This window comes from Sulfurivermis fontis (assembly GCF_004001245.1).
In the GTDB taxonomy this organism is placed as follows: Bacteria; Pseudomonadota; Gammaproteobacteria; order Thiohalomonadales; family Thiohalomonadaceae; genus Sulfurivermis; species Sulfurivermis fontis.
In genome coordinates this window covers 1107975-1133086 of the sequence record NZ_AP018724.1, presented here as the reverse complement: position 1 = coordinate 1133086, position 25112 = coordinate 1107975, and the positions used below count along the sequence as shown (strand labels likewise).

Sequence of the window (25112 nt, the reverse complement as noted above, 5' to 3'; positions counted from 1 at the left end):
TTACTTGTCTCCCTGCGCTGCCGGTACTTCCGGCGTCACATAGCGATGGTCGTGACGGATGACGCGCGGCACCAGATTACGCGGCTCGATGCTGACCGGCTGGTACACCACACGCCCCTTCTCCGGGTCATAGCGCATCTCCACGTTGCCGCTGATGGGGAAATCCTTGCGGAAGGGGTGGCCGACGAAACCGTAGTCGGTGAGGATGCGGCGCAGATCGGGATGGCCTTCGAACACGATACCGAACAGATCGAAGGCCTCGCGCTCGTACCAGTTGGCCGAACTCCAGATGGATACCACCGAGTCCACCAGCGGCACTTCGCCGTCGGTGAACACCTTGAGACGGATGCGGTGGTTGTTGCTTACCGACAACAGATGGTAGACCACTGCATAACGCGGGCCGTTCCAGTTGCCGTTGCCATATTCCGAATAGTCCACCCCGCACAAATCGATGAGCTCTTCGCAAGCGAACTCCGCCTCGTCACGCAGCGCACGGCACACCTCGAGCAGATTTGCCTTGGGCACTTCGACGGTCAGTTCACCCAGCGCCACCGTACAGGTGCCGATACGGCCCTGGAGGCGTTGCTGCACGCGCGTTGAAAGATTCTGATAGTAATCAGACATGCCGCAGGACTCTCGCTGTTAACGGGCTATGGTGCTGGTACGCCGGATCTTGTTCTGCAGTTGCAGAATGCCGTACAGCAGCGCCTCCGCCGTCGGCGGGCAACCGGGCACGTAGATGTCGACCGGCACGATGCGGTCGCAACCGCGCACCACGGAATAGGAATAGTGGTAATAGCCGCCGCCATTGGCGCAGGAACCCATGGAGATCACCCAGCGCGGCTCCGGCATCTGGTCGTAGACCTTGCGCAGCGGCGCGGCCATCTTGTTGCACAGGGTTCCGGCGACGATCATCACGTCGGACTGCCGCGGACTGGGGCGGAAGATGATGCCGAAGCGGTCCAGGTCGTAACGCGAGGCGCCGGCATGCATCATCTCCACCGCGCAACAGGCCAAACCGAAGGTCATCGGCCACATCGAGCCGGTGCGCGCCCAGTTGATCAGTTTGTCGGCGGAGGTGGTGACGAAACCCTTCTCCAGGATGCCTTCAATACCCACGGGATACCTCGTTATGCAATTTGCTCATGGCCGGGGCGGCTGCGCCCGCGGTTACTCCCACTGCAGGGCCCCTTTCTTCCACTCGTAGATGAAACCGATGACGAGCAGGCCGAGGAACAGCATCATGGCCATGAAACCGAACATGCCGATCTCGCGCAGGGCCACGGCCCAGGGGAACAGGAAGGCGATTTCCAGATCGAAGATGATGAACAGGATAGCAACGAGGTAGTAGCGCACATCGAACTTCATGCGCGCGTCTTCAAAGGCCTCGAAGCCGCATTCATAGGCGGAGAGTTTTTCGGCGTCCGGCTTGCGCGGACCAAGGATGAAACCGAGGACGACGAAGAAGGCACCGAACAGTATGCCGACGATCACAAAAACGAGGATCGGCAGGTAGTTTTCCAGCATGCTCGCCTACGCTCCCAGAAGCGGAATTCTGCTATACATCCAGCAAATTCCGACAGAATAATTATGTTGTTTTGCTCTTTTTAAAGTCCACGGAGTCTAGGCCAGTGGCGGATCGAGTGTCAAGTTTGAGTATTGACAATTTTCTTTTCGTTTCATGTAGTTATAGAGGCATTAATTTTTTTATGGCACATCACCATTGCTAGCACCGTGCGGTAACGGCCACACCGTTGAAATGTCGCTGTTTGGTAACACTGCAGCGTGCCGCGCATGCACAGGCAGTGCGACACTGACGCGCCAGTGCTTGTGCCATCAAGGCACAACGCAAGGAGATGCATGACCATAACAGCAACCGCTGCAATGCGTTCGCAGATTTCGTGCCAACTCTTTCGTGAGATAAAAAAACCGGCGCATCACTGCGCCGGTTTCCATTTGGTGCGGACGGTGGGACTCGAACCCACACGGCTTGCGCCACCACCCCCTCAAGATGGCGTGTCTACCAATTCCACCACGTCCGCGAAACCTGAATGATGTTACTGCTTGGGCGCCGGGAGATCCGGCTTGTCCTGCGCAGGAGCAGGAGCCTCGGCTGTCGGCGCCGCCGGCGCCACGATCTCGGTGACGCTGGCCGGCGCTGCACTACGGCCGGAGAAGTAGGCCAGCGACAGGCTGGTGAGGAAAAACACCGTGGCCAGAATGGCCGTGGCGCGGGTCAGGAAAGAGCCCGAACCGCGCGCGCCGAATACGGTGGCCGAAGCACCGCTGCCGAAGGCGGCGCCGGCATCGGCGCCCTTGCCCTGCTGCAGCAGCACCAGGCCAATCACGCCCAGCGACGCCAATACATGAACGATTACGATCAGTGTCTGCATTTTCTCTATCCGGCGCCTTAATTGGCGGCGCGGCAAATGGTCAAAAAGTCTTCCGCCTTGAGCGAGGCACCACCGATGAGACCGCCGTCGATATCGGCCTGGGCCAGCAGTGCCGCGGCATTGGCTGCATTCATGCTGCCGCCATACAGAATCTGTACCTTCTCCGCCACGGCGGCATCACTGGCAGCGATACGGCGGCGTATGAAGGCGTGTACCTCCTGCGCCTGTTCGGGGCTCGCCGTCTTGCCGGTACCGATGGCCCACACCGGCTCGTAGGCAATGACGCCGGCAGCCAGGGCCGCTACGCCTTCCAGATCGATGACTGCCTGCAGCTGCCGGGCCACCACCTGCTCGGTGATGCCCTGTTCACGCTCGGCCAGGGTTTCACCCACGCACAGGATGGGCACCAGACCGGCGGCACGGGCCACCGCAAACTTCTTCGCCACCACCGCATCGGTCTCGCCATACAGCGAGCGGCGCTCGGAGTGGCCGACGATGACGTAGCGACAGTGGAAATCCAGCAGCATCGAAGCGGATATCTCGCCGGTGTAGGCGCCGGAGGCCTCGGTGCTGAGATTCTGCGCGCCCCAGGCAACGGGGCTGCCGGAAAGCTGCGCCTCGACGTCGGGCAGGTAGATATAGGGGGCACACACCACGACTTCCGCCCTGGTCACCGCGCCGATCCCCTGTTTGATGCCGTCCAGCAGCGCCTTGATACTGGCCCTGGAGCCGTTCATCTTCCAGTTACCGGCCACGAGCGGTCGTCGCATCAGCCCTACCTCCCCAAATCGGTGCAAAAACAGCGCGGAAGCTTACCCGCTGACGGCGGATAAATCAATTGGCAATGGCGCGCCGCACCGCCTCGGCAAGGTCCGCCACGACGCGCTCCACCAGCACCGCATCCTCGCCTTCCGCCATCACACGCACCACCGGCTCGGTGCCGGACGGGCGCAAGAGGACGCGGCCGCTGCGGGCGAAGGCGGCCTCCGCCACGCGCACGGCCTCTTGTACCAGACTGGAGGCCATGACGTCGCAGGGCCGGTCCAGGCGCACGTTGACCATCTTCTGCGGATACTTGCTCATGCCGCTCTTGAGGGCGTGCAGGCTGTTGCCGCTGCGCGCCACGGCGGTGAGGACCTGGAGGGCGGAGACGATGCCGTCGCCGGTGGTGGTGCAGTCGCGGCAGATGATGTGGCCGGAGGATTCGCCGCCCAGGGGCCAGCCCAGGTTCTGCATCTGCTCCAGCACATAGCGGTCGCCCACCTTGGCGCGCTGGAAGCCGATGCCGGCGGCGGCCAGCGCGTGCTCCATGCCCAGATTGCTCATCAGCGTTCCCACCACGCCGACCAAACCGCCCTGACGATGGCGTTCCATGGCGATGATGAACAGCAGCTCGTCGCCGTCGACGATGGCGCCGGTGTGGTCGACCATGATCACGCGGTCGCCGTCGCCGTCGAAGGCAATGCCGAGGTCGGCCTGGTGTTCCAGCACCGCACGCTGCAACAGCGCCGGATGGGTGGAGCCGCAGTCGACATTGATGTTGAGCCCGTCCGGCTCGGCACCGATCTTGATCACCTCGGCGCCCAGCTCGCGGAACACCCGCGGTGCGACGAAGTAGGTGGCGCCGTTGGCGCAGTCCACCACGATCTTCAGGCCGCTCAGGCTCAGGGTATTGGGGAAGGTACTCTTGCAGAATTCGATGTAGCGGCCGCCGGCGTCCACCACGCGCTCGGCCTTGCCCAGGTGCGCCGACGGCGCCATGGTCATGGGTTCGTCCAGCGCCGCCTCGATGGCCAGCTCCACCTCGTCGGGCAGCTTGGTGCCGGCGGCGGAGAAAAACTTGATGCCGTTGTCCTCGTAGGGGTTGTGCGAGGCGCTGATGACGATGCCGGCGGTGGCGCGCAGGGTGCGCGTCAGATAGGCGATGGCCGGGGTCGGCATCGGCCCGAGCAGGCGGATGTCCAGCCCTGCCGCCGACAACCCGGCCTCCAGGGCCGATTCGAACATGTAGCCGGAGATGCGCGTGTCCTTGCCGATGATCACCTTGCCGCCGTGGTTGCCCTGCGACAACACGCGGCCCGCGGCCCAGCCCAGCTTGAGCATGAACTCCGGCGTGATGGGGAACTCGCCCACCTTGCCGCGGATGCCGTCGGTGCCGAAATATTTACGTGCCATCTGTCGTTGTCCCTGCAATTCTCACCCGGCCTGCCGCACGGCCTGCACCAGCTTCAGCGCATCCACCGTAGCCTTTACGTCGTGGACCCGCACCACCGCCGCGCCCAGCCACAGCGCCAGCGCATGTGCGGCCACACTGCCATATACCCGCTCCCCCACCGGTGCATCCAGCACCGCGCCGATCATGCTCTTGCGCGACATGCCCACCAGCAGCGGCAAACCCAACTCCTGCAACAGCGGCAGATGCTTGAGCAGACTCAGGTTGTGCGCCAAGGTCTTGCCGAAGCCGAAACCCGGATCGAGCAGGATGCGCTCCCGTGCAATGCCGGCGGCAATGCAGTCAGCCACCCGCTGCGCCAGAAAGTCGCGCACCTCGGCCACCACATCCACATACTGCGGCGCCTGCTGCATGGTGCGCGGTTCGCCTTGCATGTGCATCAGACACACCGGCACCCCCAGCTCCGCCGCTGCCGCCAACGCCCCCGGCAGGCGCAGGGCATACACATCGTTGATCAGACCGGCACCGGCCGCCACCGCGGCACGCATCACCTCGGGCTTGCTGGTATCCACCGAGATCGGCACCGGCAGCTCGGCGGCCAGCGCCTCGATCACCGGCACCACCCGTGCAATCTCTTCCTCCACCGTTACCGCTGCCGCACCCGGCCGGGTGGACTCGCCGCCGATGTCGATGATCGCCGCCCCCTCCGCCACCATCTGCCGCGCCCGCGCCACCGCCATGGCCGGAGCGATGAAACGGCCGCCATCGGAGAAGGAGTCAGGCGTGACATTCAGTATCCCCATCACGCGGGGAACGGACAGGTCGAGGGGTTTGCCGGCGCAGTCGAGGATCATGGGGAACCGATTATAGTGGGTCGCATCGCTCACGCCCATCCTTGGGCAGTACGGCAAGCCCAAAACAAAATGCCCCGCAGTGCGGGGCATTTTGCGGAACAGACTGCCGTCAGTGCTGTCCGGCCGGATCACCCAGGGTGCCGCCCGCGGCTTCATCCTTGCCGGCAGGCGTGCCGGCACCGGACTTGGGCTCGCGATCATTCCAGTCCACCGGCGGCCGCGGCTGCTTGCCGGCCATGATGTCGTCGATCTGCTCGGCATCGATGGTTTCGTACTTCATCAGCGCCTCGGCCATGGTGTGCAGCTTGTCCAGGTTCTCGGTGAGAATGCGCTTGGAACGCTCGTAGTTACGGTCGATGAACAGACGCACTTCCTCGTCGATGATATGTGCCGTTTCGTCGGAGACATTCTTGTGCTGGGTCACCGAACGCCCGAGGAACACCTCGCCCTCCTCTTCGCTATAGGTCAGCGGGCCGAGTTTCTCCGACAAGCCCCACTTGGTCACCATGTTGCGGGCCAGTTCGGTGGCGCGCTGAATGTCGTTGGAGGCGCCGGTGGTCACCTTCTCGGGCCCGAAGATCAGCTCCTCGGCGATGCGGCCGCCGAACAGACTGGAGATCTGGCTCTCCAGGCGCTGCTTGCTGTAGCTGTAGCGATCCTGCTCCGGCAGGAACAGGGTGACGCCGAGGGCACGGCCGCGCGGGATGATCGAGACCTTGTGCACCGGATCATGATCCGGCACCAGACGCCCAACGATGGCATGGCCCGCCTCATGATAGGCGGTCAGCTTTTTCTCGTCCTCGCTCATCACCATGGACTTACGCTCCGAGCCCATCATGATCTTGTCCTTGGCGCGTTCGAACTCGCTCATGCCCACCAGGGTCTTGCCGGCACGGGCGGCGAACAGCGCCGCCTCGTTGACCAGATTGGCCAGATCGGCACCGGAGAAACCGGGCGTGCCGCGGGCGATGATGGACGGCTCGACGTCGGCGGCGGTGGGCACCTTGCGCATGTGGACCTTCAGAATCTGCTCGCGGCCGCGCACGTCGGGCAGCGGCACCACCACCTGGCGATCGAAACGGCCGGGACGCAGCAAGGCCGGGTCCAATACGTCAGGGCGGTTGGTGGCGGCGATGACGATGACGCCCTCGTTGCCCTCGAAACCGTCCATCTCCACCAGCAACTGATTGAGGGTCTGCTCGCGCTCGTCGTGACCGCCGCCGAGGCCGGCACCACGATGACGGCCGACGGCGTCGATCTCATCGATGAAGATGATGCAGGGAGCATGCTTCTTGGCCTGCTCGAACATGTCGCGCACGCGGGAGGCGCCGACGCCGACGAACATCTCCACGAAGTCGGAACCGGAGATGGTGAAGAACGGCACGCGCGCCTCGCCGGCGATGGCCTTGGCGAGCAGGGTCTTGCCGGTGCCCGGCGGACCGACCATCAGCACGCCGCGTGGGATCTTGCCGCCCAGCTTGGTGAACTTAGAGGGGTCGCGCAGGAATTCGACCAGTTCGCCCACGTCCTCCTTGGCTTCTTCCACGCCGGCGACGTCGGCGAAGGTCACCTTCACCTGATCTTCGCCCAGCAGGCGGGCGCGGCTCTTGCCGAAGGACATGGCGCCGCGGCCGCCGCCGCCACCCTGCATCTGGCGCATGAAGAAGATCCACACACCGATGAGCAGCAGCATGGGGAACCAGGAGATGAATATCTGCGTCAGCAGGCCCTGGCTCTCTGGCGGCTTGGCCACCACGCGCACATTGCTGTTGAGTAGGTCCGCAATCAGGCCCGGGTCATCCGGTGCATAGGTCATGAAACGGTCACCGTCCTCGCGTGTGCCGATAATGGTACGGCCTTCAATCTCCACGCTCTTGACACGGCCGGCGCGCACGTCGGTGATGAACTGGGAGTATTCCAGAGGCTGGCTGGCCTGGCGCTGCTGGCCGAAATTATTGAATACCGTCATGAGGATGACGGCGATAACCACCCAAAGAATGATGTTTTTTGCGATGTCGTTCAAAGTGCGTCTCCGGCTTGCTGCGACAGAAGCGTCCGTCAGCGGTTAGAGTACGTTACTACACGGAATAGTTCCTCGCCACCATGTAGACCTCGCGCGAGCGCGGCCGCGAGGCCGCCGGCTTGCGGATCACCACCTTGGCGAAGTGCTGGCGCAAGGCCTTGACGAAATCTTCGGAACCGGGGCCCTGGAACACCTTGACCACGAAATCGCCACCCGGTTTCAGTACGGTACGACACAGCTCCAGCGCCAGCTCCACCAGATACATGGCCCGCGGCAGGTCCACCGAGGTCATGCCACTGATATTGGGGGCCATGTCCGACAATACAATATCCACCGGGCGCCCGCCGATGACCGCAAGCAGTCGGTGCAGGACGCTCTCCTCGCGGAAATCGCCCTCGATGATCTCCACCCCGGGCAGCGGGTCCATGGGCAGGATGTCCAGCGCCACTACCCGGCCATGTTTGCCGACGATATCGGCGGCCAGCTGCGACCAGCTGCCCGGCGCGGCGCCAAGGTCGACCACCGTCATGCCGGGCTTGAGCAGGCGCTCCTTTTCATTCAGTTCGAGCAGTTTGTAGACGGCACGCGAACGGTAGCCCTCCTGCTGGGCCCGCTTTACGTAGATGTCGTCGAAGTGCTCCTTGAGCCAGCGGGTGCTGCTTTTGCTGCGCTTCATACGAAAGAACCACCAATAACAATTTTTGCGGCGGAGGATTCCGCGCTACACTAGGCGCCCGTTTCTCCGAGTATCCGTCCATCATGGCTCTGAACCAAGCGCAAAAGCGCCATCTGCGCAAACTGGCCCACGCCCTCAAGCCGGTTATCATCGTCGGCAATGCCGGGCTGAGCGAAGCCCTGTTGAAGGAATTGGACTCCACCCTGGAGCATCATGAGCTGATCAAGGTGCGAGTGAACGGCGAGGACCGCGACGCGCGCCAGGCCCTGACCGAAGAATTGTGCGAAAAGTGCCGCGGCGAGCTGGTGCAGACCATCGGCCACATCGCGGTGCTCTACCGCCGTGCCGAAAAGCCGCGCCTGCAGCTACCCTCGTGAATTGTTTCCCATGCCGATCAGCAGCAGGCCGCACAGGCTGTTGACGAGGTAGAGCACCGAAGCCACACCGTGCAGGCGGGCGAACTGCACGGCCTGCGCACTGCCCTCCGCCAGTCCCTGTGCCTTCAGCTGCGCCATCAGCGGCTGCAGGCCGAACTCCCCTGCCGCCACCAGCAGCAGCATGACCAGCAACAGCCAGAAACGTGTGCTGCGCAGCGCCTGCCGGCCGGCACGGAACACAACGCCCAGCAGCAGCACACCGCCGCAGAACAGGCCCAGGAAACTGACCAACGTGAACATGCGTCCGGCCAGCAGACCGGCCAGCATGCGGTCGTCCAGTTGGGCAAACAGCGTGGGCACCGCCAGATAACCGATGGCCCACAGGGCACCGACCCAGAGAGTGAGGAGAAGGCGTTCGCCGATCAGAAACACTATTGCGAGCACCGTGCCGGGTTACGCTGCGCTATCCCGGTCTACGCCTATTCGTAACGGACTTCGACGATTTCGTATTCGCGCAGACCGCCCGGGGCTTGCACCTGGGCGATGTCTCCCTCTTCCTTGCCGATCAGGGCGCGCGCCACCGGCGAGGTGACGGAGATGCGGCCCTGTTTGATGTCGGCCTCGTCCTCACCGACGATCTGGTAAGTCACCTCGTCCTCGGTATCCATCTCCACCAGCACCACGGTGGCGCCGAATACCACCTTGCCGCCGGCGTTGAGTGTGGCGGGATCGATGATCTGGGCATTGGACAGCTTGCTCTCGATCTCCTGGATGCGGCCTTCGATGAAACCCTGCTGCTCACGCGCGGCGTGATACTCGGCATTTTCCTTCAGGTCGCCATGGGCGCGGGCCTCGGCAATGGCGGCAATCACGCGCGGCCGCGCCACGCTCTTCAGTTCGTTCAATTCCTCGCGCAAGCGCTCGGCGCCGCGCTGGGTCATCGGGGTCTTGCTCATGACTGCAACTCCAGATGCAGATCCTGAATACGGTTGACGCCGTTGGTGTCACGCTGCATCAGCGCTTTAGCGGTCGCCAGCGCACCAGCCAGGGTGGTGGTGTAGGTTACCTTGTGCTGCAACGCCTCGCGGCGGATCAGGTAGGAGTCGGCCACCGCCTGCTTGTCTGCCGTGGTGTTGACGATGAAGCTGATTTCATCGTTCTTGATCATATCGACGATGTGCGGCCGATCCTCAGTCACCTTGTTGACGCGGGTGTAGGGGATGCCCGCCTCTTCCAGCACACGGCCGGTGCCGCGGGTGGCGAGGATCTCGAAACCCAGTTCCAGCAGATAACGGCTCACCTGCACCGCCCCCTGGTGGTCGGCGTCACGCACGCTGACGAAGGCCTTGCCGCCCTTGGGCAACAGCACACCGGCGCCGATCTGCGACTTGTAGTAGGCCTCGGCGAAGCTGCGACCGACGCCCATCACCTCGCCGGTGGATTTCATCTCGGGGCCGAGGATCGGATCGACACCGGGGAACTTGATGAAGGGGAATACCGCTTCCTTCACCGAATAGTAGTTCGGTACCACTTCCTTGGTGGCCTTCTGGCTGACCAGAGTCTGTCCCACCATGCAGCGCGCGGCAATCTTGGCCAGTTGCATGCCGGTAGCCTTGGAGACGAAGGGCACGGTGCGCGAGGCACGTGGGTTGACTTCCAGGACATAGACTTTGTCGCCCTGGATGGCGAACTGGGTGTTCATCAGGCCGATGACCTTCAATTCCTTGGCCATGGCACGCACCTGCTCACGCAGTTCGTCCTGCACCTTGACCGTCAGGTTGTAGGGCGGCAACGAACAGGCGGAGTCACCGGAATGCACGCCGGCCTGCTCGATATGTTCCATGATACCGCCGATGAGCACATCCTGCCCATCGCAGATGGCATCCACGTCGACTTCGACGGCGTCATCGAGGAAGCGGTCCAGCAGCACCGGCGATTCGTTGGACACCTTCACCGCATCGCGCATGTAGGTGCGCAGTTCAGCCTCGTTGTAGACGATCTCCATGGCACGGCCGCCCAGCACATAGGACGGGCGCACCACCAACGGATAGCCGATCTCCTCGGCCAGGCGCACGGCATCTTCCGGATTGCGCGCGGTGCGATTGGGCGGCTGGCGCAGGCCGAGCTTGTCGATCATCTTCTGGAAGCGCTCGCGGTCCTCGGCCAGGTCGATGGAGTCCGGCGTGGTGCCGATGATCGGCGCCCCGGCGGCCTCCAGGTCGCGCGCCAGCTTGAGCGGGGTCTGACCGCCGTACTGCACGATGACACCCTTGGGTTGTTCCAGATGGATCACTTCCAGCACGTCTTCCAGGGTCAACGGCTCGAAGTACAGGCGATCGGAGGTATCGTAGTCCGTGGATACGGTCTCCGGGTTGCAGTTGACCATGATGGTCTCGTAGCCGTCCTCGCGCATGGCGAGCGCGGCATGCACGCAGCAATAGTCGAACTCGATACCCTGGCCGATGCGGTTCGGACCACCGCCCAGCACCATGATCTTGTCGCGCTGGGTCGGCCGGGCCTCGCATTCCTCCTCGTAGGTGGAGTACATGTAGGCGGTGGAGGTGGCGAATTCCGCAGCGCAGGTATCGACGCGCTTGTATACCGGGCGTACCCCCAGCTGGTGGCGGTGATTGCGCAGGACACCCTCGCGCACGCCGACCAGATGGGCCAGGCGGCGATCGGAGAAGCCCTTGCGCTTGAGCTGGTACATGGTGGCCTTGTCCAGGCCATCGATGCCTTTGGCGCGCACCTCCTTCTCCAGCGTGATCAGTTCCTCGATCTGCACCAGGAACCAGGGATCGATCTTGGACAGGTTATGCACCTCGGCCACGCTCATGCCCATGCGGAAAGCATCACCGACGTACCACAAGCGCTCGGCGCTCGGTACGCGCAGCTCCTGGCGCAGGCGATCCATGGCGTTCTCGGCGGTGGTGTCGAGCACTTCGTCGAAACCGTCCTTGCCGGTTTCCAGGCCGCGCAGCGCCTTTTGCAGCGATTCCTGGAAAGTACGGCCGATGGCCATCACCTCGCCCACCGACTTCATCTGGGTGGTCAGGCGTGCGTCGGCCTTGGGGAATTTCTCGAAGGTGAAACGCGGCACCTTGGTGACCACGTAGTCGATGGACGGCTCGAACGAGGCCGGGGTGGCGCCGCCGGTGATGTCGTTGTGCAGTTCGTCCAGGGTGTAACCGACGGCCAGCTTGGCCGCCACCTTGGCAATGGGGAAGCCGGTGGCCTTGGAGGCCAGGGCGGAGGAACGGGACACGCGCGGATTCATCTCGATGATGATCATGCGGCCGTCTTCCGGATTGATGGCGAACTGCACGTTGGAGCCGCCGGTATCGACGCCGATCTCGCGCAGCACCGCCAGCGAGGCGTCGCGCATGATCTGATATTCCTTGTCGGTCAAGGTCTGTGCCGGGGCCACGGTGATGGAGTCGCCGGTGTGCACACCCATCGGGTCCAGATTCTCGATGGAGCAGACGATGATGCAGTTGTCCTTGCGGTCGCGCACCACTTCCATCTCGTATTCCTTCCAGCCCAGCACCGACTCCTCGATGAGCAGTTCATTGGTAGGCGACAGGTCGAGGCCGCGCTCGCAGATCTCCATGAATTCCTGGCGATTGTAGGCGATGCCGCCGCCGGAGCCGCCCATGGTGAAGGACGGACGGATAATGGTGGGGAAACCGATCTGCGCCTGCACCTGCAAGGCCTCTTCCATGCTGTGGGCGATGGCCGAGCGCGGCATGTCGAGGCCGATCTTCTTCATCGCCTTGCGGAAGCGGTCGCGGTCCTCGGCCTTGTCGATGGCGTCGCGGGTGGCGCCGATCATCTCCACGCCGAACTGTTCCAGCACGCCATGCTTGGCGAGGTCCAGCGCGCAGTTGAGCGCGGTCTGGCCGCCCATGGTGGGCAGCAGCGCGTCCGGCCGCTCCTTCTCGATGATCTTGGCCACCGTCGGCCAGACGATGGGCTCGATGTAGGTGGCGTCGGCCATCTCCGGATCGGTCATGATGGTGGCCGGATTGGAGTTGACCAGGATGACCCGGTAGCCCTCTTCCTTCAGCGCCTTGCACGCCTGCGCGCCGGAGTAGTCGAACTCGCAGGCCTGGCCGATGACGATGGGGCCGGCGCCGATGATCAGGATGCTTTGGATATCTGTACGTTTCGGCATGATTAAGTCACAAGTTGCAAGTTACAAGTTTCAAGTTCCAAGAGGTCAGCTCTTGTCGCTTGCCACTTGTCACTTGTTACTTTTCATCAGTTCCACAAAGTGGTCGAACAGCGGTGCCACGTCGTGCGGACCGGGGCTCGCCTCGGGGTGGCCCTGGAAGCCGAAGGCCGGCTTGTCGGTGCGGTGGATACCCTGCAGTGAGCCGTCGAACAGCGAACGGTGGGTGGCGCGCAGGTTGGCCGGCAAAGTGGCCTCGTCCACGGCAAAGCCGTGGTTCTGGCTGGTGATCATCACCTGCCGGCTGTCCAGGTCCTGCACCGGGTGATTGGCGCCGTGGTGGCCAAACTTCATCTTCACCGTCTTGGCGCCGCTGGCCAGGGCGAGCAGCTGATGGCCCAGGCAGATGCCGTAGGTGGGGATGCCAGCATCGACGATGGTCCTGATGGCCTGGATGGCGTAGTCGCACGGCTCCGGGTCGCCGGGGCCATTGGACAGAAATACACCGTCCGGCTTCAGCTTCATCACCTCTTCCGCCGGGGTCTGCGCCGGCAGCACGGTGATGCGGCAGCCGCGGTCCACCAGCATGCGCAGGATGTTGCGCTTCACGCCATAGTCGAAGGCCACCACATGGTAGGGCAGCTTCTCCTCCAGCGGCTCGGGATGGGTCGGCAGGCCACCGGCCAGGGTCCAACAGCCCTGAGCCCATTCATACGGCATGTGGGTGCTGACCTCCTTGGCCAGATCCATGCCCTTGAGGCCGGGGAAGCCGCGAGCGGCGGCCAGCGCTGTCTCGGCATCGATGTCGGTACCGGCGACGATGCAACCGTTCTGGGCGCCCTTCTCGCGCAGGATGCGGGTCAGGCGGCGGGTGTCGATGCCGTGGATGGCGACGACCTTGTGCTTGCGCAGGTACTCGTCCAGCGGCATCTGGCAGCGCCAGTTACTGGCGATGGCGGCCAGTTCGCGGATCACCAGGCCGGCGGCATAGACATGGGAGGACTCCTCGTCCTCGTCGTTGGTACCGACATTGCCGATGTGGGGATAGGTCAGGGTGACGATCTGGCGGGCATAGGAGGGGTCGGTAAGGATCTCCTGATAGCCGGTCATGGCGGTATTGAATACCACCTCGCCGACGGTCTGTCCCTCGCTACCGATCGATTCGCCCCAGAACAGGGACCCATCCTCCAGAGCCAGCAGGGCCGGTTGCCGCAAGGTAACCTCCAGTAAGGTCAAGTCTATATGTGCAAAGCGGGAAGGGCCCTGGGTGGACCCTTCCCGCTCGGATTCAGAAGAATGGCCGCGGGCGGCGCGCCCGGTCATGTTGGAAAGGCCGTGGACCTTTCCGAGTATGACAGGCAGCTAAGGCCGGGCGTTCAGGTGGACGCGAATTGTAACGGAAGGCGCGTTAACGTGCAATTTATGCGCCCATTGATTTACTTATGACGCGGGTTATACCCGTCCCTGTCAGCGCAGACCGAGCACATCCTGCATGTCGTACAGCCCCCGTTCCTTCTGCATCAGCCAGGCGGCGGCGCGCACCGCGCCCTTGGCGAAGGTCATACGGCTGGACGCCTTGTGGGTGATCTCCACCCGCTCGCCCAGGGTGGCGAACAACACGGTATGGTCACCGACGATGTCGCCGGCGCGGATGGTCTCGAAACCGATGGTCTTGCGATCGCGTTCCCCGGTATGACCCTGACGGCCATACAGCGCGCATTCCTTGAGGTCGCGGCCCAGGGCCCGGGCCACCGTCTCGCCCATGGCCAGAGCCGTGCCGGAGGGGGCATCTACCTTGTGGCGGTGGTGGGCCTCGATGATCTCGATATCCACCTCGTCGCCCAGCACCCGCGCCGCCATGTCGAGCAGCTTGAGGCACAGGTTGACGCCCACACTCATGTTGGGCGCGAAGACGATCCCTATCTCCTGGCCGGCCTCGGCCAGGGCGGCCTTCTGTGCCGCATCCAGGCCGGTGGTACCGATCACCATGCGCTTGCCCGCCGCCCGGCACACCGCCACATTGGCCAGGGTCACCTCGGGGCGGGTGAAGTCGATGAGCACGTCGAACTCGCCGGCCAGCGCCGCCAGGTTGTCCGTCACGGCGACGCCGTTGCGGCCGATACCGGCCAGTTCGCCGGCATCGACGCCGATGACGGAACTGCCCGGCCGCTCGATGGCGGCGCCCAGGGTCACGCCTTCCGCCTGCTGGCAGGCCTCGATGAGCACCCGGCCCATGCGCCCGGCGGCGCCGGTGACTGCAACTCGAATCATGCTGTCCTTTCCTTTCAATGCATTACCAGCTGATGTAGGCGTAGCCCTGTTCCTGCAGTTCCATCAGGTCGGCGGCGCCCACCTCGACGTACTTGGCAAAGGGCAGCAGGTCGGCTTCGGTCCAACCCAGGGACTTCATGGTGTTGCCGCAGGCGTGGAACTCGACGCCATACTGCGCCAGGGAGGAGACGCGCTGGCGGATCTCCTCCTTCACCTCGCGGCCCGGCTTCTTGCCCAGAATGTGGATGCCTTCGGCGAAGGCCACCACCACGATCTTCACGTCGTCACCGTATTTGCGCAGCACGGCGCCGATGGAAAAGATGACGTGGTCCTGGTAGCCGAGGTCGGCCTTGTTGAACTGATAGACGATCTTGTGGGTGGGATCCTCGCCGGGAAAGCGCAGTTCCTCCTCGGCCCTGGCGCCGCCCATCAGCGTCACGCCGGCACCGGCCAGGGCAGCCGCGAGCACACGGCGCCGGTTGGTGTTCGTTACCTCATTCATGCCCGCTCCCTCCTCCACATACTGTCAAATGACTCTCGACGGGTGGAGACCGATAGGTACGAGGAACAAGATACGAGCGCAGCGAACTCATCCCCTTGTATCTTGTTACTTGTATCTTGCATCTCCTGTCTATGGCCTCATATCCTCGAAGAATTTCTTCACGCCGTCCAGCCAGGAACTGGCCTTGGGGCTGTGCTTGTCGCCGTTGAGGCTGGCCTCGAACTGCTGCAGCAACTCCTTTTGCTTGCTGGTGAGGTTCACCGGTGTTTCCACCACCACGCGGCAGATGAGGTCGCCGACCTCGCCGCCACGCACCGAGCGCACGCCCTTGCCGCGCAGACGGAACAGCTTGCCGCTCTGGGTCTCGGGCGGAATCTTCAGCTTCACCCGCCCACCCAGGGTAGGGACATCCAGCTCGCCGCCCAATGCCGCAGTGGCGAAACTGATCGGCACCTCACAGGCGAGGTTGTTTTCGTCACGGGTGAAGATGGGGTGCTCGCGCACATGGATCTGCACATACAGATCGCCCGCCGGTCCGCCGTGCAGGCCGGCCTCGCCCTCGCCGCTGAGACGGATGCGATCGCCGTCGTCGACACCGGCCGGCACCTTCACCGACAGGGTCTTCTGTTCCTGGATACGCCCCTGGCCGTGGCACTTGCCGCAGGGGTCGGTGATGATCTTGCCGCTGCCATGGCAGCGCGGGCAGGTCTGTTGCAGGGAGAAGAAGCCCTGCTGCATGCGCACCTGGCCGTGGCCGTGGCAGGTGGGACAGGTCTGCGCACTGGTCCCCTTCTTGGCGCCGGAGCCGTTGCACTCGTCGCACTCCACCAGGGTCGGCACACGGATCTTCACCGTGGTGCCCAGCACCGCCTCTTCCAGCGACAGCTCCAGGTTGTAGCGCAGATCGCTGCCGCGGTAGGCACGGCTGCCACCGCGGGCGCCGGCACCGCCGCCGAAGATGTCGCCGAACACGTCACCGAAGATATCGGAGAAGCTGGCGCCGCCTGGGCCGTAACCGCCACCGCCGCCGGCAGTGGGATCGACACCGGCATGGCCAAACTGATCATAGGCGGCACGTTTCTGCGCATCGGTGAGGATTTCATAGGCCTCCTTGGCCTCCTTGAATTTCTCCTCCGCCGCCTTGTCGTCCGGGTTGCGGTCGGGATGGTATTTCATCGCCAGCCGCTTGAAGGCCTTCTTGATCTCGGCCTCGGTGGCGTTCTTCGCCACCCCCAGCACTTCGTAATAGTCGCGTTTAGACATAAACCCGGTTCCAAGTTACAAGTCGCAAGACACAAGTTTCAAGAAAGACACAAGGGTCGAAGCGCACGCTTCGACCCTTGTGCTTGTTACTTGTCACTCGTCACTTGTCACTTCTTGTTGTTGTCGTCCACTTCCTCGAACTCGGCATCGACCACGTCATCCTTGCCGCCGCTGGCGGCCTGCTCGGTGCCTGCGGCCTCGGCCCCCGCGGCCCCCTGCTGGGCGTAAAGGCGTTCGGCCATCTTGCCGGACGCGGCGGCCAGGGCCTGGGTCTTGGCCTCGATGGCATCCTTGTCGTCGCCCTTCATGACCTCTTCCAGCGCCTTGATGGCCGCCTCGATGCTGTCCTTCTCGCCAGCGTCCAGCTTGTCGCCCAGTTCAGCCATGGACTTCTTGGTGGCATGGATCAGGTTGTCGGCCTGGTTGCGCGCGGATACCAGTTCATGGAACTTCTTGTCCTCGGCGGCGTGGGCCTCGGCATCCTTCACCATGCGCTGGACTTCCTCTTCCGACAGACCGGACGAGGCCTTGATGACAATCTTCTGTTCCTTGCCGGTACCCTTGTCCTTGGCGGACACGTGCAGGATGCCGTTGGCGTCGATGTCGAAGGTGACCTCGATCTGCGGCACACCACGCGGGGCCGGCGGAATGTCGGTGAGATCGAAGCGGCCCAGCGACTTGTTGGCGCTGGCCATCTCGCGCTCGCCCTGCAGCACGTGCACGGTCACCGCCGTCTGGTTGTCGTCGGCGGTGGAGAACACCTGGCTGGCCTTGGTCGGGATGGTGGTATTCTTCTCGATCAGCTTGGTCATCACGCCGCCCAGGGTCTCGATACCCAGCGACAGCGGGGTGACGTCGAGCAGCAGCACGTCCTTCACCTCACCGCCCAGCACGCCGCCCTGAATCGCCGCGCCGATGGCGACGGCCTCGTCCGGATTGACGTCCTTGCGCGGCTCCTTGCCGAAGTAGTTCTTCACCGCCTCCTGCACCTTGGGCATGCGGGTCTGGCCGCCGACCAGGATCACGTCGCTGATCTCGCTCAGGGACACACCGGCGTCCTTGATGGCGATCTTGCACGGCTCGATGGTGCGGGCGATGAGGTCCTCCACCAGCGACTCCAGCTTGGCGCGGGTCAGCTTGATGTTGAGGTGCTTCGGACCGCTGGCGTCGGCGGTGATGTAGGGCAGATTGACATCGCTCTGCTGGGCCGAGGACAGCTCGATCTTGGCCTTCTCCGCCGCTTCCTTCAGGCGCTGCATGGCCAGCGGGTCGCCGCGCAGGTCGATACCGCTGGTCTTCTTGAACTCGTCCGCCAGATAGTCGATGACGCGCTTGTCGAAGTCCTCGCCGCCGAGGAAGGTGTCGCCGTTGGTGGACAGCACCTCGAACTGGTGCTCGCCGTCGATCTCGGCGATCTCGATGATGGAGATATCGAAGGTGCCGCCGCCAAGGTCGTATACCGCGATCTTGCGGTCACCTTCCTGCTTGTCCATGCCGAAGGCGAGCGCCGCCGCGGTCGGCTCGTTGATGATGCGCTTCACGTCGAGACCGGCTATCTTGCCGGCGTCCTTGGTGGCCTGACGCTGGGAGTCGTTGAAGTAGGCCGGAACGGTGATCACTGCCTCGGTCACCGGCTCGCCCAGGTAGTCCTCGGCGGTCTTCTTCATCTTCATCAGCACACGGGCGGATATCTCCGGCGGCGCCATCTTCTTGCCGCGCACCTCCACCCAGGCGTCGTTGTTGTCCGCCTTGATGATCTTGTAGGGCACCAGCTTGATGTCCTTCTGCACTTCTTTCTCGTCGAAGCGGCGGCCGATGAGGCGCTTCACCGCGAACAGGGTGTTCTGCGGATTGGTCACCGCCTGGCGCTTGGCGGCCTGGCCGACGAGGATCTCGCCGTCATCGGCGAAAGCCACCACCGACGGCGTGGTGCGATCGCCCTCGCTATTCTCGATGACACGCGGTTTGCCGCCCTCCATCACCGCCACACAGGAGTTGGTGGTGCCCAGGTCGATACCGATAATCTTGCCCATAGTCTGTCGTCTCCGATGCGTTACTGGCCCGGCGTCTGCGGGCCGACTCAATATCTAGGTGCTAAATAGGGTCTTTACCGTGGGATTCAAGGCCATCAGCCCGTGGCCGGCGCCTTGGCCACCACCACCAGCGCAGGGCGGACCAGACGGTCGTTCAAGGTGTAACCCTTCTGCATCACCGCCAGCACGCAGTTCGGCGCCACCTCGGTGCTCTCCTGCATGGACATGGCCTGATGCTGTTCCGGATTGAACGGCTGGCCCACCGGGTTCACTTCCCTGATGCCGTACTTTTCCATGGCCTGGGTCAACATTTTCAGGGTCAGCTCGGTGCCCTCGCGCAGCCGGTCCAGTGCACTGTCGGGACCGATGGCGGCCAGCGCCAGCTCCAGACTGTCGCGTACCGGCAGCAAGTCCTGGGTGAAGCGGTCCAGGGCGTATTTGTGGGCGTTCTCCACATCGCGTTCGGCGCGGCGACGGTTGTTTTCCAGCTCCGCCTGCAGGCGCAGCACCTGGTTCCAGTGCTCGTCGGCCTTGCTGCGGGCATCCTCCAGCTGCAACTGCAGTTCCTGCGCATCGGGTGCAGCCTGCTCCTGCACCGCTGCCTCGGCGCTTGCCGCGCTATCGGTCTTGGTGTTCTCTTCGCTCATGTCGGCTCCAGACAAAATCTTGGGTTATCAATGCGCTAAATACGTCCACCGCGCCGGCGCGGTGTGTGATTGCACTGGGATATATGGGGTTATTGCTGCTGATTCAAGGCCGCGCCGAGCAGCTTGGCGGTCACGTCGACCAGCGGGATGAGACGGTCGTAGGCCATGCGCGTCGGCCCGATGACACCCAGCACGCCGACCACCTCGCCATCCACCTCGTAAGGCGAAGTGACCACACTGCAGGCATCCAGCACCTCGTAGCCCGATTCCTCGCCGATGAATATCTGCACCCCCTGGGCATGGGCCGCCTGATCCAGCAGATGCAGAATGTCGCGCTTGCGGTTGAAGGCCTCGAACAGCTGGCGCAGGCGGTCGATATCCGCCATCTCGGCATAGCCCATTAGGTTGGTGTGCCCCGCCAGGACATAGTCGCCGCCCTCCTCGCCCGCCTTGAAAGTGCGGTTGGCTATTTCGATGGCCATCAGCATGAGCTGATTGATGCTCTCCTGGGTTTCGCGCATCTCCCGCAGCAGGGTATCCCGGACCTTGGTGAAATCCTTGCCGGCCAGGGCGTGGTTCAGATAATTGGCCGCCTGAGTCAGCTCCGCCGGGGAATAGCGGCGTGAAGTGGTGATCATGCGGTTCTGCACCTGGTTGCCGTCCAGCACCAGCACCACCAGCACGCGGTTACCGGACAGGGCGATGAATTCGACCTGACGCACCGTAGGCTGCTCGCGCCGCGGCACCATGATGACACCGGCCATGGAGCTGATCTCCGACAACAACGCCGATGCCGTCACCAGCACCTGTTGCGGATCGGCGGCCTGCTCGAACTTGGCCTGCAGGGCGCGCACCTCGGCGGGTTGCAGCGGCTTCACCGTCAGCAGGCTGTCCACGAACAGGCGGTAGCCCTGCACCGTGGGTATACGGCCGGCGGAAGTGTGCGGCGCCTTGACCAGGCCCAGATCCTCCAGGTCGGCCATCACGTTGCGGATAGTGGCTGGGCTCAGGTCCACGCCCTGACCGCGCGCCAGCGTACGCGAGCCCACCGGCTGCCCCTCGCGGATATAGCGCTCCACCAGCAACTTGAGCAGCTGCTGGGCGCGGTCGGACATGGCGATGGAGGAAACCTTGCTCATTGCACCTAAAGGTATACGCTTAGCACTCCAACCAGATGAGTGCTAACAGGGCAAGTTAGCAAGGGGTGAAAAGGGGTGTCAAGGTCGGTTGGCGCAGGACAGCGGCCATGTTAACGTTAGCGCCATTTTTGCGGAGAAGACGATGGCAGATACTTTCGGGCGGGTAGGGATTATCGGCAAGTACGGCGACCCCAACGTGGGGGCCTCGCTCCAGGTGCTGGCCGATTACCTCGCTTCCAGCCAGATTGAGACCCTGCTCGACGAGGCCACCGCCGAGGTCTGGAGCGGCCATGGCCTCACCGTCGCCAGCCGCGAGGATATCGGCCGCCAGTGCGACGCCGTGATCGTGGTGGGCGGCGACGGTACCCTGCTCAACGCGGCCCGCTCCCTCGCCCCCTTCGACATCGCCCTCATCGGCATCAACCAGGGCCGTCTCGGTTTCCTCACCGATATCTCGCCCGGCGAGATGGAGCAGAAACTGGACGAGATTTTCGCCGGCCAATACAGCGAGGATGAGCGCTTTCTGCTGCACTGTACCGTGCTGCGCGACGGCGAGCACATCAACGAAAGCGTCGCCCTCAACGACGTGGTGGTACACAAGTGGGACGTGGCGCGCATGCTGGAGACGGAAACCTACGTCAACGGCCACTTCCTCAACCATCTGCACTCCGACGGCCTGATCGTCTCCACCCCCACCGGCTCCACCGCCTATGCCCTGTCCGGTGGCGGCCCGATCCTGCAGCCCTGCCTCAATGCCGTGGTGCTGGTGCCCATCTGCCCGCACACCATGAGCAACCGCCCCATCGTGGTGGATGGCGGCAACCTGATCGAGATCGTAGTTCGCGGCTCCGGCCATGCCCATGCCCAGGTCACCTGCGACGGCCAGATCAACTTCGGCCTGATGGCCGGCGACCGCGTGCGGGTACGCAAGGCCGAGCACAAGGTGCGCCTGATCCATCCGGTGGATCACGACCACTTCCACATCCTGCGCAACAAGCTCAACTGGGGCTAGCCCCAGGCTCATACGCCATGCTCCGGCACCTCGCCATCCGCAATTTCGCCCTGGTCGAACACCTGGAACTGGAATTCGCCCCGGGCATGACCGTGCTCACCGGTGAGACCGGTGCCGGCAAATCCATCCTGCTCGATGCCCTCGGCCTGGTGCTGGGCGATCGTGCCGACAGTGGCACGGTGCGCACCGGCTGCGACCGCGCCGAGATCAGCGCCACCTTCGACATCCGTGACCACGCCGCGGTGCGTGCCTGGCTGGAGGAACGCGAGCTCAATCTGGACGATGAATGCATCCTGCGCCGCACGGTGAGCGCCGACGGCGGTTCGCGCGGTTACATCAACGGCCAGCCGGCACCGGTGCAGAGCCTGCGCGAGCTGGGCGAACAACTGGTGGACATCCACGGCCAGCACGCCCACCAGTCCCTGCTCAAGCGCGACCTGCAACGCCAGCTGCTGGACGGCTATGCCGGCCACGACGCCCTGGTGGAACAGGTGGGCGCCGTCTGGCGCCGCTGGCGCGAACTGCAGCAGGAGCTGGAACGGCTGACCCGCGCCGCCGGCGAGCGCGACTCGCGCCTGGAACTGCTGCGCTACCAGGTGGGCGAGCTGGAGGCCCTCGGCCTCACTGCCGATGAACTGGCCGCGCTGGAAGAGGAACACGGGCGGCTCGCCAATGCCAGCCGTTTGCAGGAAGGTGCCCAGCGCGCCCTCGACCTGCTCTACGAGGGCGACGAGATGGCGGTGGTCAGCCTGCTCGGCCGCACTCTGAACGAACTGCGTGAACTGCAGGTCATCGACAACCAACTGGGCAGCGCCTGCGAACTACTGGACAGCGCCGCCATCCAGGCACGTGAAGCGGCCAGCGAACTGCGCCACTATCTGGACCGCGCCGACCTCGACCCCGGGCGGCTCAATTGGGTGGAACAACGCTTGGCCGCCGTGCAGGAACTGGCGCGCAAGCACCGCTGCAGTGGCGCAGACCTGCCCGCCCTGCTGGAACGGCTGCAACAGGAACTGGCCGAGTTGGAACAGGCCGGCCAGCGCCTCGACGGCCTGGAGGCGGAGATCCGGCGCTGCCGCGATGACTATCTGAAGCTGGCCGAACAACTCTCCGCCGGCCGCCGCAAGGCGGCGCAGGCCCTGGCAACCCAGGTCAGCGCCAACATGGCCGAACTGGGCATGAAGGGCGGCCGGTTCGAGGTGGCGCTGGAAACGGTGGAAGGCGGCGAACCGGCACCGCACGGCCTGGAGCGGGTGGAACTGCTGGTGAGCGCCAATCCCGGTCAACCGCTCAAGCCCCTGGCCAAGGTCGCCTCCGGCGGCGAACTGTCACGCATCAGTCTGGCCATCCAGGTAATCAGCGCCGGCAAGGGCAGCATCCCCACACTGATCTTCGATGAGGTGGATGTGGGCGTCGGCGGCGGCGTGGCCGAGATGGTGGGGCGCCAGTTGCACACCCTGGGCAACGAACGCCAGGTGCTGTGCGTCACCCACCAGCCGCAGGTGGCGGCCCAGGGCCATCAGCATTTGCAAGTGAGCAAACAGACCCAGGGCGAGACCACGCGCAGCGCGGTGAAGATATTGGACGGAGAGGCACGGGTGGAAGAGATCGCCCGCATGCTGGGCGGCATGACCATCACCGAGCAAACCCTGTCCCACGCCCGCGAGATGCTGGCTTTGGCAAGAACACAGGGACGCGGGGCGAGGAACGGGGGACGCAAGAAAAAAACCTCGGCTCTTCCCCGTATCGAGTGGGTAGCTTACCCTGTTGAGTCATGAGAGACATAGACCTATACGCCCAGATTCTTGGCTTACGGTCGCCGTGGAAGGTGGCCGATGTGCAGTTGCTGCGTGATGCCGAGGAGGTTCGGATTCACGTGGTCCCGGAGCCGGGAGTGACGTGGAGCTGTCCGCACTGTGGACGCCCCAGCCCCGGCTACGACAGCAGGCGTCGGCAATGGCGCCATCTGGACACCTGCCAGTACAAGACGGTGCTGGAAGCGGACGTGCCGCGGGTGCAATGTGCAGAGCACGGGGTGGTCACGGTGGCGGTCCCGTGGGCAGAACCGGGTTCGGGTTTCACGGCGCTGTTCGAGGCGCTGCTCATTGACTGGCTGAAGGAGGCGAGCACGCAGGCGGTGGCGCGACAATTGAAGCTGAGTTGGGGCGCCATCGACAGAGTGATGCAGCGCGCGGTGAAGCGCGGGCTGTCCCGCCGTGAGAGCCAAGCGCCGGAATACTTGAGCGTGGACGAGACCGCCTTCGCCCGGCGCCACGAGTACGTGACCGTGGTGACTGACCAGGAACGTGGCGTCGTGCTGCACGTGGCGGACGACCGCAAGACGGAGAGCCTGTCGGCCTACTATGCCGGGCTGAGTGATGAGCAGAAGGCCAACATCAAGGCGGTGGCGATGGACATGTGGCCGGCCTATATCAGCGCCACGGAGGCGCACATCCCACAGGCGCGGGAGAAAATCGCCTTCGACAAGTTTCATGTCGCCAAGTACCTGAATGATGCGGTGGACAAGGTACGGCGACAGGAGCATCGCTCCCTGTTGGCCGTGGGCGAGGACTGCCTCAAGGGCAGCAAATATGACTGGCTCACCAACCCGGCCAACATGACGCGTGCGCAGCAGAACCGCTTTCGTGCACTGCGCGATGGCAGCCTGAAAACGGCGCGGGCCTGGGCCATCAAGGAATTCGCCATGGGCCTGTGGCACTACGACAGCCGCACCTGGGCGGCCAAGGGCTGGACGCGCTGGCTGTCTTGGGCTGTACGCAGCCGACTGGAGCCGGTGAAGAAAACCGCCGCAACGATCAAGAAGCACCTGTGGGGCATCATCAATGCCGTGGTGTTGAAGGTACACAATGGCCATGCCGAAAGCATCAACAGCCGCATCCAGCACATGAAGAACCGGGCGCGGGGGTTCCGCAATCGGGAGCGTTTCCGTACTGCCATCTACTTCCATCTCGGCGGCCTTGACCTATACCCCGCTCAGATGAGAAATCGGTGATTCAACCCACTCGATTAGGTGATGACCCAAAACCTCCTGACAGCCGCGTCCGGGGCCGGTCCTCCCCTCGTGCCTCGTATCTCGCCCCTAGCCCCTCTTCTTTTCCTTTTCCCGGCACTCCTTGCAAATGCCGTAGATGTAGAGGCTGTGATCGGTCATGGTGTAGCCGAACCTGTCGGCGATGGCCTTCTGCCGCTCCTCGATGGTGGGATCGACGAACTCGTCGACGCGGCCGCAGCGGGTGCACAGGATATGGTCGTGGTGCTTGCCCTCGTCCATCTCGAACACCGACTGGCCGCCCTCGAAGTGATGGCGGGTCAGGATGCCGGCCTGCTCGAACTGGGTCAGCACACGGTACACCGTGGCAAGTCCCACATCCTCGCCATGCTCCAGCAGGGCCTTGTATACATCCTCGGCGCTCATATGACGCGCGGTGCCGGCCGACTCCAGAATCTCCAGGATTTTCAGGCGCGGCAACGTGGCCTTGAGGCCGACCTTTTTCAGATATTGACTGTCCTTGGCACTCACTTGGGCAGACTCAGTTGGGGTATCATGGCGCCACGAT

General features: G+C 63.7%; 24 protein-coding genes and 1 tRNA gene. 4 read left to right on the top strand and 21 right to left on the bottom strand.

Annotation, left to right across the window (positions count from 1 at the left end; translation table 11 throughout):
• The 10 genes from EP379_RS05920 to rlmE all read right to left on the bottom strand — a co-directional run bounded on the left by EP379_RS05920 (position 1) and on the right by rlmE (position 8119).
• Positions 1–624 (bottom strand): NADH-quinone oxidoreductase subunit C, encoded by a 624-nt coding sequence (locus EP379_RS05920; RefSeq protein WP_127476801.1) that lies wholly within the window; start codon positions 622–624, stop codon positions 1–3.
• 18 nt (positions 625–642) lie between these two features.
• A complete protein-coding gene (locus EP379_RS05915) occupies positions 643–1119 on the bottom strand; it encodes a NuoB/complex I 20 kDa subunit family protein (RefSeq protein ID WP_127476798.1) in 477 nt (158 codons plus the stop codon).
• 51 nt (positions 1120–1170) lie between these two features.
• On the bottom strand, positions 1171–1527 hold the full coding sequence (locus tag EP379_RS05910) for an NADH-quinone oxidoreductase subunit A (RefSeq protein WP_127476796.1): 357 nt from the start codon (positions 1525–1527) through the stop codon (positions 1171–1173).
• A 430-nt stretch (positions 1528–1957) separates the two neighbouring features.
• Positions 1958–2042, bottom strand: a tRNA-Leu gene (locus tag EP379_RS05905).
• A gap of 15 nt (positions 2043–2057) precedes the next feature.
• A complete protein-coding gene (gene secG, locus EP379_RS05900) occupies positions 2058–2393 on the bottom strand; it encodes a preprotein translocase subunit SecG (RefSeq protein WP_127476794.1) in 336 nt (111 codons plus the stop codon).
• A gap of 17 nt (positions 2394–2410) precedes the next feature.
• Positions 2411–3163 (bottom strand): triose-phosphate isomerase, encoded by a 753-nt coding sequence (tpiA, locus tag EP379_RS05895; protein ID WP_127476792.1) that lies wholly within the window; start codon positions 3161–3163, stop codon positions 2411–2413.
• 64 nt (positions 3164–3227) lie between these two features.
• Entirely contained in the window at positions 3228–4568 is a 1341-nt protein-coding gene (glmM, locus tag EP379_RS05890) for a phosphoglucosamine mutase (protein ID WP_127476789.1), read from the bottom strand.
• A gap of 21 nt (positions 4569–4589) precedes the next feature.
• A complete protein-coding gene (gene folP, locus EP379_RS05885) occupies positions 4590–5420 on the bottom strand; it encodes a dihydropteroate synthase (RefSeq protein WP_127478840.1) in 831 nt (276 codons plus the stop codon).
• A gap of 109 nt (positions 5421–5529) precedes the next feature.
• Positions 5530–7443: an ATP-dependent zinc metalloprotease FtsH gene (gene ftsH, locus EP379_RS05880; RefSeq protein WP_127476787.1), complete on the bottom strand. Its 1914-nt coding sequence runs from the start codon at positions 7441–7443 to the stop codon at positions 5530–5532.
• Positions 7444–7498: 55 nt separating this feature from the next.
• Complete coding sequence (rlmE, locus tag EP379_RS05875; protein ID WP_127476784.1) at positions 7499–8119, bottom strand: 23S rRNA (uridine(2552)-2'-O)-methyltransferase RlmE; 621 nt, start codon at positions 8117–8119, stop codon at positions 7499–7501.
• 83 nt (positions 8120–8202) lie between these two features.
• Between rlmE and yhbY the strand changes: the two genes are divergently transcribed.
• Complete coding sequence (gene yhbY / locus EP379_RS05870; RefSeq protein ID WP_127476781.1) at positions 8203–8496, top strand: ribosome assembly RNA-binding protein YhbY; 294 nt, start codon at positions 8203–8205, stop codon at positions 8494–8496.
• On the opposite strand, the gene EP379_RS05865 is transcribed toward yhbY, so the two are convergent.
• The 10 genes from EP379_RS05865 to hrcA all read right to left on the bottom strand — a co-directional run bounded on the left by EP379_RS05865 (position 8485) and on the right by hrcA (position 20522).
• A complete protein-coding gene (locus EP379_RS05865; RefSeq protein WP_127476779.1) occupies positions 8485–8928 on the bottom strand; it encodes a DUF4149 domain-containing protein in 444 nt (147 codons plus the stop codon). The genes yhbY and EP379_RS05865 overlap by 12 nt on opposite strands.
• A gap of 47 nt (positions 8929–8975) precedes the next feature.
• Positions 8976–9452, bottom strand: coding sequence for a transcription elongation factor GreA (gene greA, locus EP379_RS05860; RefSeq protein ID WP_127476776.1), 477 nt, complete (start codon positions 9450–9452; stop codon positions 8976–8978).
• The gene (gene carB / locus EP379_RS05855; protein WP_127476774.1) at positions 9449–12670 is read right to left on the bottom strand and encodes a carbamoyl-phosphate synthase large subunit; all 3222 of its coding nucleotides are present in this window, start codon (positions 12668–12670) and stop codon (positions 9449–9451) included. Before carB ends, greA begins: the two co-directional genes overlap by 4 nt.
• A 69-nt stretch (positions 12671–12739) precedes the next feature.
• On the bottom strand, positions 12740–13882 hold the full coding sequence (carA, locus tag EP379_RS05850) for a glutamine-hydrolyzing carbamoyl-phosphate synthase small subunit (protein ID WP_232023985.1): 1143 nt from the start codon (positions 13880–13882) through the stop codon (positions 12740–12742).
• 252 nt (positions 13883–14134) lie between these two features.
• Positions 14135–14938, bottom strand: a complete 804-nt coding sequence (gene dapB, locus EP379_RS05845; RefSeq protein WP_127476769.1) for a 4-hydroxy-tetrahydrodipicolinate reductase — start codon at positions 14936–14938, stop codon at positions 14135–14137.
• 22 nt (positions 14939–14960) lie between these two features.
• On the bottom strand, positions 14961–15440 hold the full coding sequence (locus tag EP379_RS05840; RefSeq protein ID WP_127476766.1) for a DsrE family protein: 480 nt from the start codon (positions 15438–15440) through the stop codon (positions 14961–14963).
• 129 nt (positions 15441–15569) lie between these two features.
• Entirely contained in the window at positions 15570–16703 is a 1134-nt protein-coding gene (gene dnaJ, locus EP379_RS05835; protein ID WP_127476763.1) for a molecular chaperone DnaJ, read from the bottom strand.
• Between the two features lie 107 nt (positions 16704–16810).
• Positions 16811–18736 (bottom strand): molecular chaperone DnaK, encoded by a 1926-nt coding sequence (dnaK, locus tag EP379_RS05830; RefSeq protein WP_127476761.1) that lies wholly within the window; start codon positions 18734–18736, stop codon positions 16811–16813.
• A 95-nt stretch (positions 18737–18831) separates the two neighbouring features.
• Positions 18832–19383 carry a nucleotide exchange factor GrpE gene (gene grpE / locus EP379_RS05825; protein WP_127476758.1) on the bottom strand — a complete coding sequence of 184 codons (552 nt, stop codon included), beginning with the start codon at positions 19381–19383 and terminating at the stop codon, positions 18832–18834.
• Positions 19384–19472: 89 nt separating this feature from the next.
• Positions 19473–20522 carry a heat-inducible transcriptional repressor HrcA gene (gene hrcA, locus EP379_RS05820; protein ID WP_127476756.1) on the bottom strand — a complete coding sequence of 350 codons (1050 nt, stop codon included), beginning with the start codon at positions 20520–20522 and terminating at the stop codon, positions 19473–19475.
• A 142-nt stretch (positions 20523–20664) separates the two neighbouring features.
• Here hrcA and EP379_RS05815 point away from each other — a divergent pair, with 142 nt between their 5' ends.
• From EP379_RS05815 to EP379_RS05805, 3 genes are read left to right on the top strand one after another with little or no spacing between them, the layout of a single operon-like run.
• On the top strand, positions 20665–21534 hold the full coding sequence (locus EP379_RS05815; protein WP_127476755.1) for an NAD(+) kinase: 870 nt from the start codon (positions 20665–20667) through the stop codon (positions 21532–21534).
• A 17-nt stretch (positions 21535–21551) separates the two neighbouring features.
• Complete coding sequence (gene recN / locus EP379_RS05810; RefSeq protein ID WP_127476754.1) at positions 21552–23312, top strand: DNA repair protein RecN; 1761 nt, start codon at positions 21552–21554, stop codon at positions 23310–23312.
• Positions 23309–24547, top strand: coding sequence for an ISL3 family transposase (locus EP379_RS05805; RefSeq protein ID WP_127474685.1), 1239 nt, complete (start codon positions 23309–23311; stop codon positions 24545–24547). Before recN ends, EP379_RS05805 begins: the two co-directional genes overlap by 4 nt.
• 87 nt (positions 24548–24634) lie before the next feature.
• Here EP379_RS05805 and fur read toward each other — a convergent pair whose 3' ends face one another.
• Entirely contained in the window at positions 24635–25075 is a 441-nt protein-coding gene (gene fur / locus EP379_RS05800; protein WP_127476752.1) for a ferric iron uptake transcriptional regulator, read from the bottom strand.
• Positions 25076–25112: the final 37 nt, after the last annotated feature.

Excerpts from the sequence above, each read along its gene's own strand:
- secG (WP_127476794.1), bottom strand. The coding sequence starts at position 2,393 with ATGCAGACACTGATCGTAATCGTTCATGTATTGGCGTCGCTGGGCGTG.
- carB (WP_127476774.1), bottom strand. The coding sequence starts at position 12,670 with ATGCCGAAACGTACAGATATCCAAAGCATCCTGATCATCGGCGCCGGC.
- folP (WP_127478840.1), bottom strand. The coding sequence starts at position 5,420 with ATGATCCTCGACTGCGCCGGCAAACCCCTCGACCTGTCCGTTCCCCGC.
- grpE (WP_127476758.1), bottom strand. The coding sequence starts at position 19,383 with ATGAGCGAAGAGAACACCAAGACCGATAGCGCGGCAAGCGCCGAGGCA.
- rlmE (WP_127476784.1), bottom strand. The coding sequence starts at position 8,119 with ATGAAGCGCAGCAAAAGCAGCACCCGCTGGCTCAAGGAGCACTTCGAC.
- dapB (WP_127476769.1), bottom strand. The coding sequence starts at position 14,938 with ATGATTCGAGTTGCAGTCACCGGCGCCGCCGGGCGCATGGGCCGGGTG.
- dnaJ (WP_127476763.1), bottom strand. The coding sequence starts at position 16,703 with ATGTCTAAACGCGACTATTACGAAGTGCTGGGGGTGGCGAAGAACGCC.
- EP379_RS05815 (WP_127476755.1), top strand. The coding sequence starts at position 20,665 with ATGGCAGATACTTTCGGGCGGGTAGGGATTATCGGCAAGTACGGCGAC.
- EP379_RS05840 (WP_127476766.1), bottom strand. The coding sequence starts at position 15,440 with ATGAATGAGGTAACGAACACCAACCGGCGCCGTGTGCTCGCGGCTGCC.
- EP379_RS05910 (WP_127476796.1), bottom strand. The coding sequence starts at position 1,527 with ATGCTGGAAAACTACCTGCCGATCCTCGTTTTTGTGATCGTCGGCATA.
- glmM (WP_127476789.1), bottom strand. The coding sequence starts at position 4,568 with ATGGCACGTAAATATTTCGGCACCGACGGCATCCGCGGCAAGGTGGGC.
- greA (WP_127476776.1), bottom strand. The coding sequence starts at position 9,452 with ATGAGCAAGACCCCGATGACCCAGCGCGGCGCCGAGCGCTTGCGCGAG.
- dnaK (WP_127476761.1), bottom strand. The coding sequence starts at position 18,736 with ATGGGCAAGATTATCGGTATCGACCTGGGCACCACCAACTCCTGTGTG.
- hrcA (WP_127476756.1), bottom strand. The coding sequence starts at position 20,522 with ATGAGCAAGGTTTCCTCCATCGCCATGTCCGACCGCGCCCAGCAGCTG.
- EP379_RS05805 (WP_127474685.1), top strand. The coding sequence starts at position 23,309 with ATGAGAGACATAGACCTATACGCCCAGATTCTTGGCTTACGGTCGCCG.
- recN (WP_127476754.1), top strand. The coding sequence starts at position 21,552 with ATGCTCCGGCACCTCGCCATCCGCAATTTCGCCCTGGTCGAACACCTG.
- yhbY (WP_127476781.1), top strand. The coding sequence starts at position 8,203 with ATGGCTCTGAACCAAGCGCAAAAGCGCCATCTGCGCAAACTGGCCCAC.
- EP379_RS05920 (WP_127476801.1), bottom strand. The coding sequence starts at position 624 with ATGTCTGATTACTATCAGAATCTTTCAACGCGCGTGCAGCAACGCCTC.
- tpiA (WP_127476792.1), bottom strand. The coding sequence starts at position 3,163 with ATGCGACGACCGCTCGTGGCCGGTAACTGGAAGATGAACGGCTCCAGG.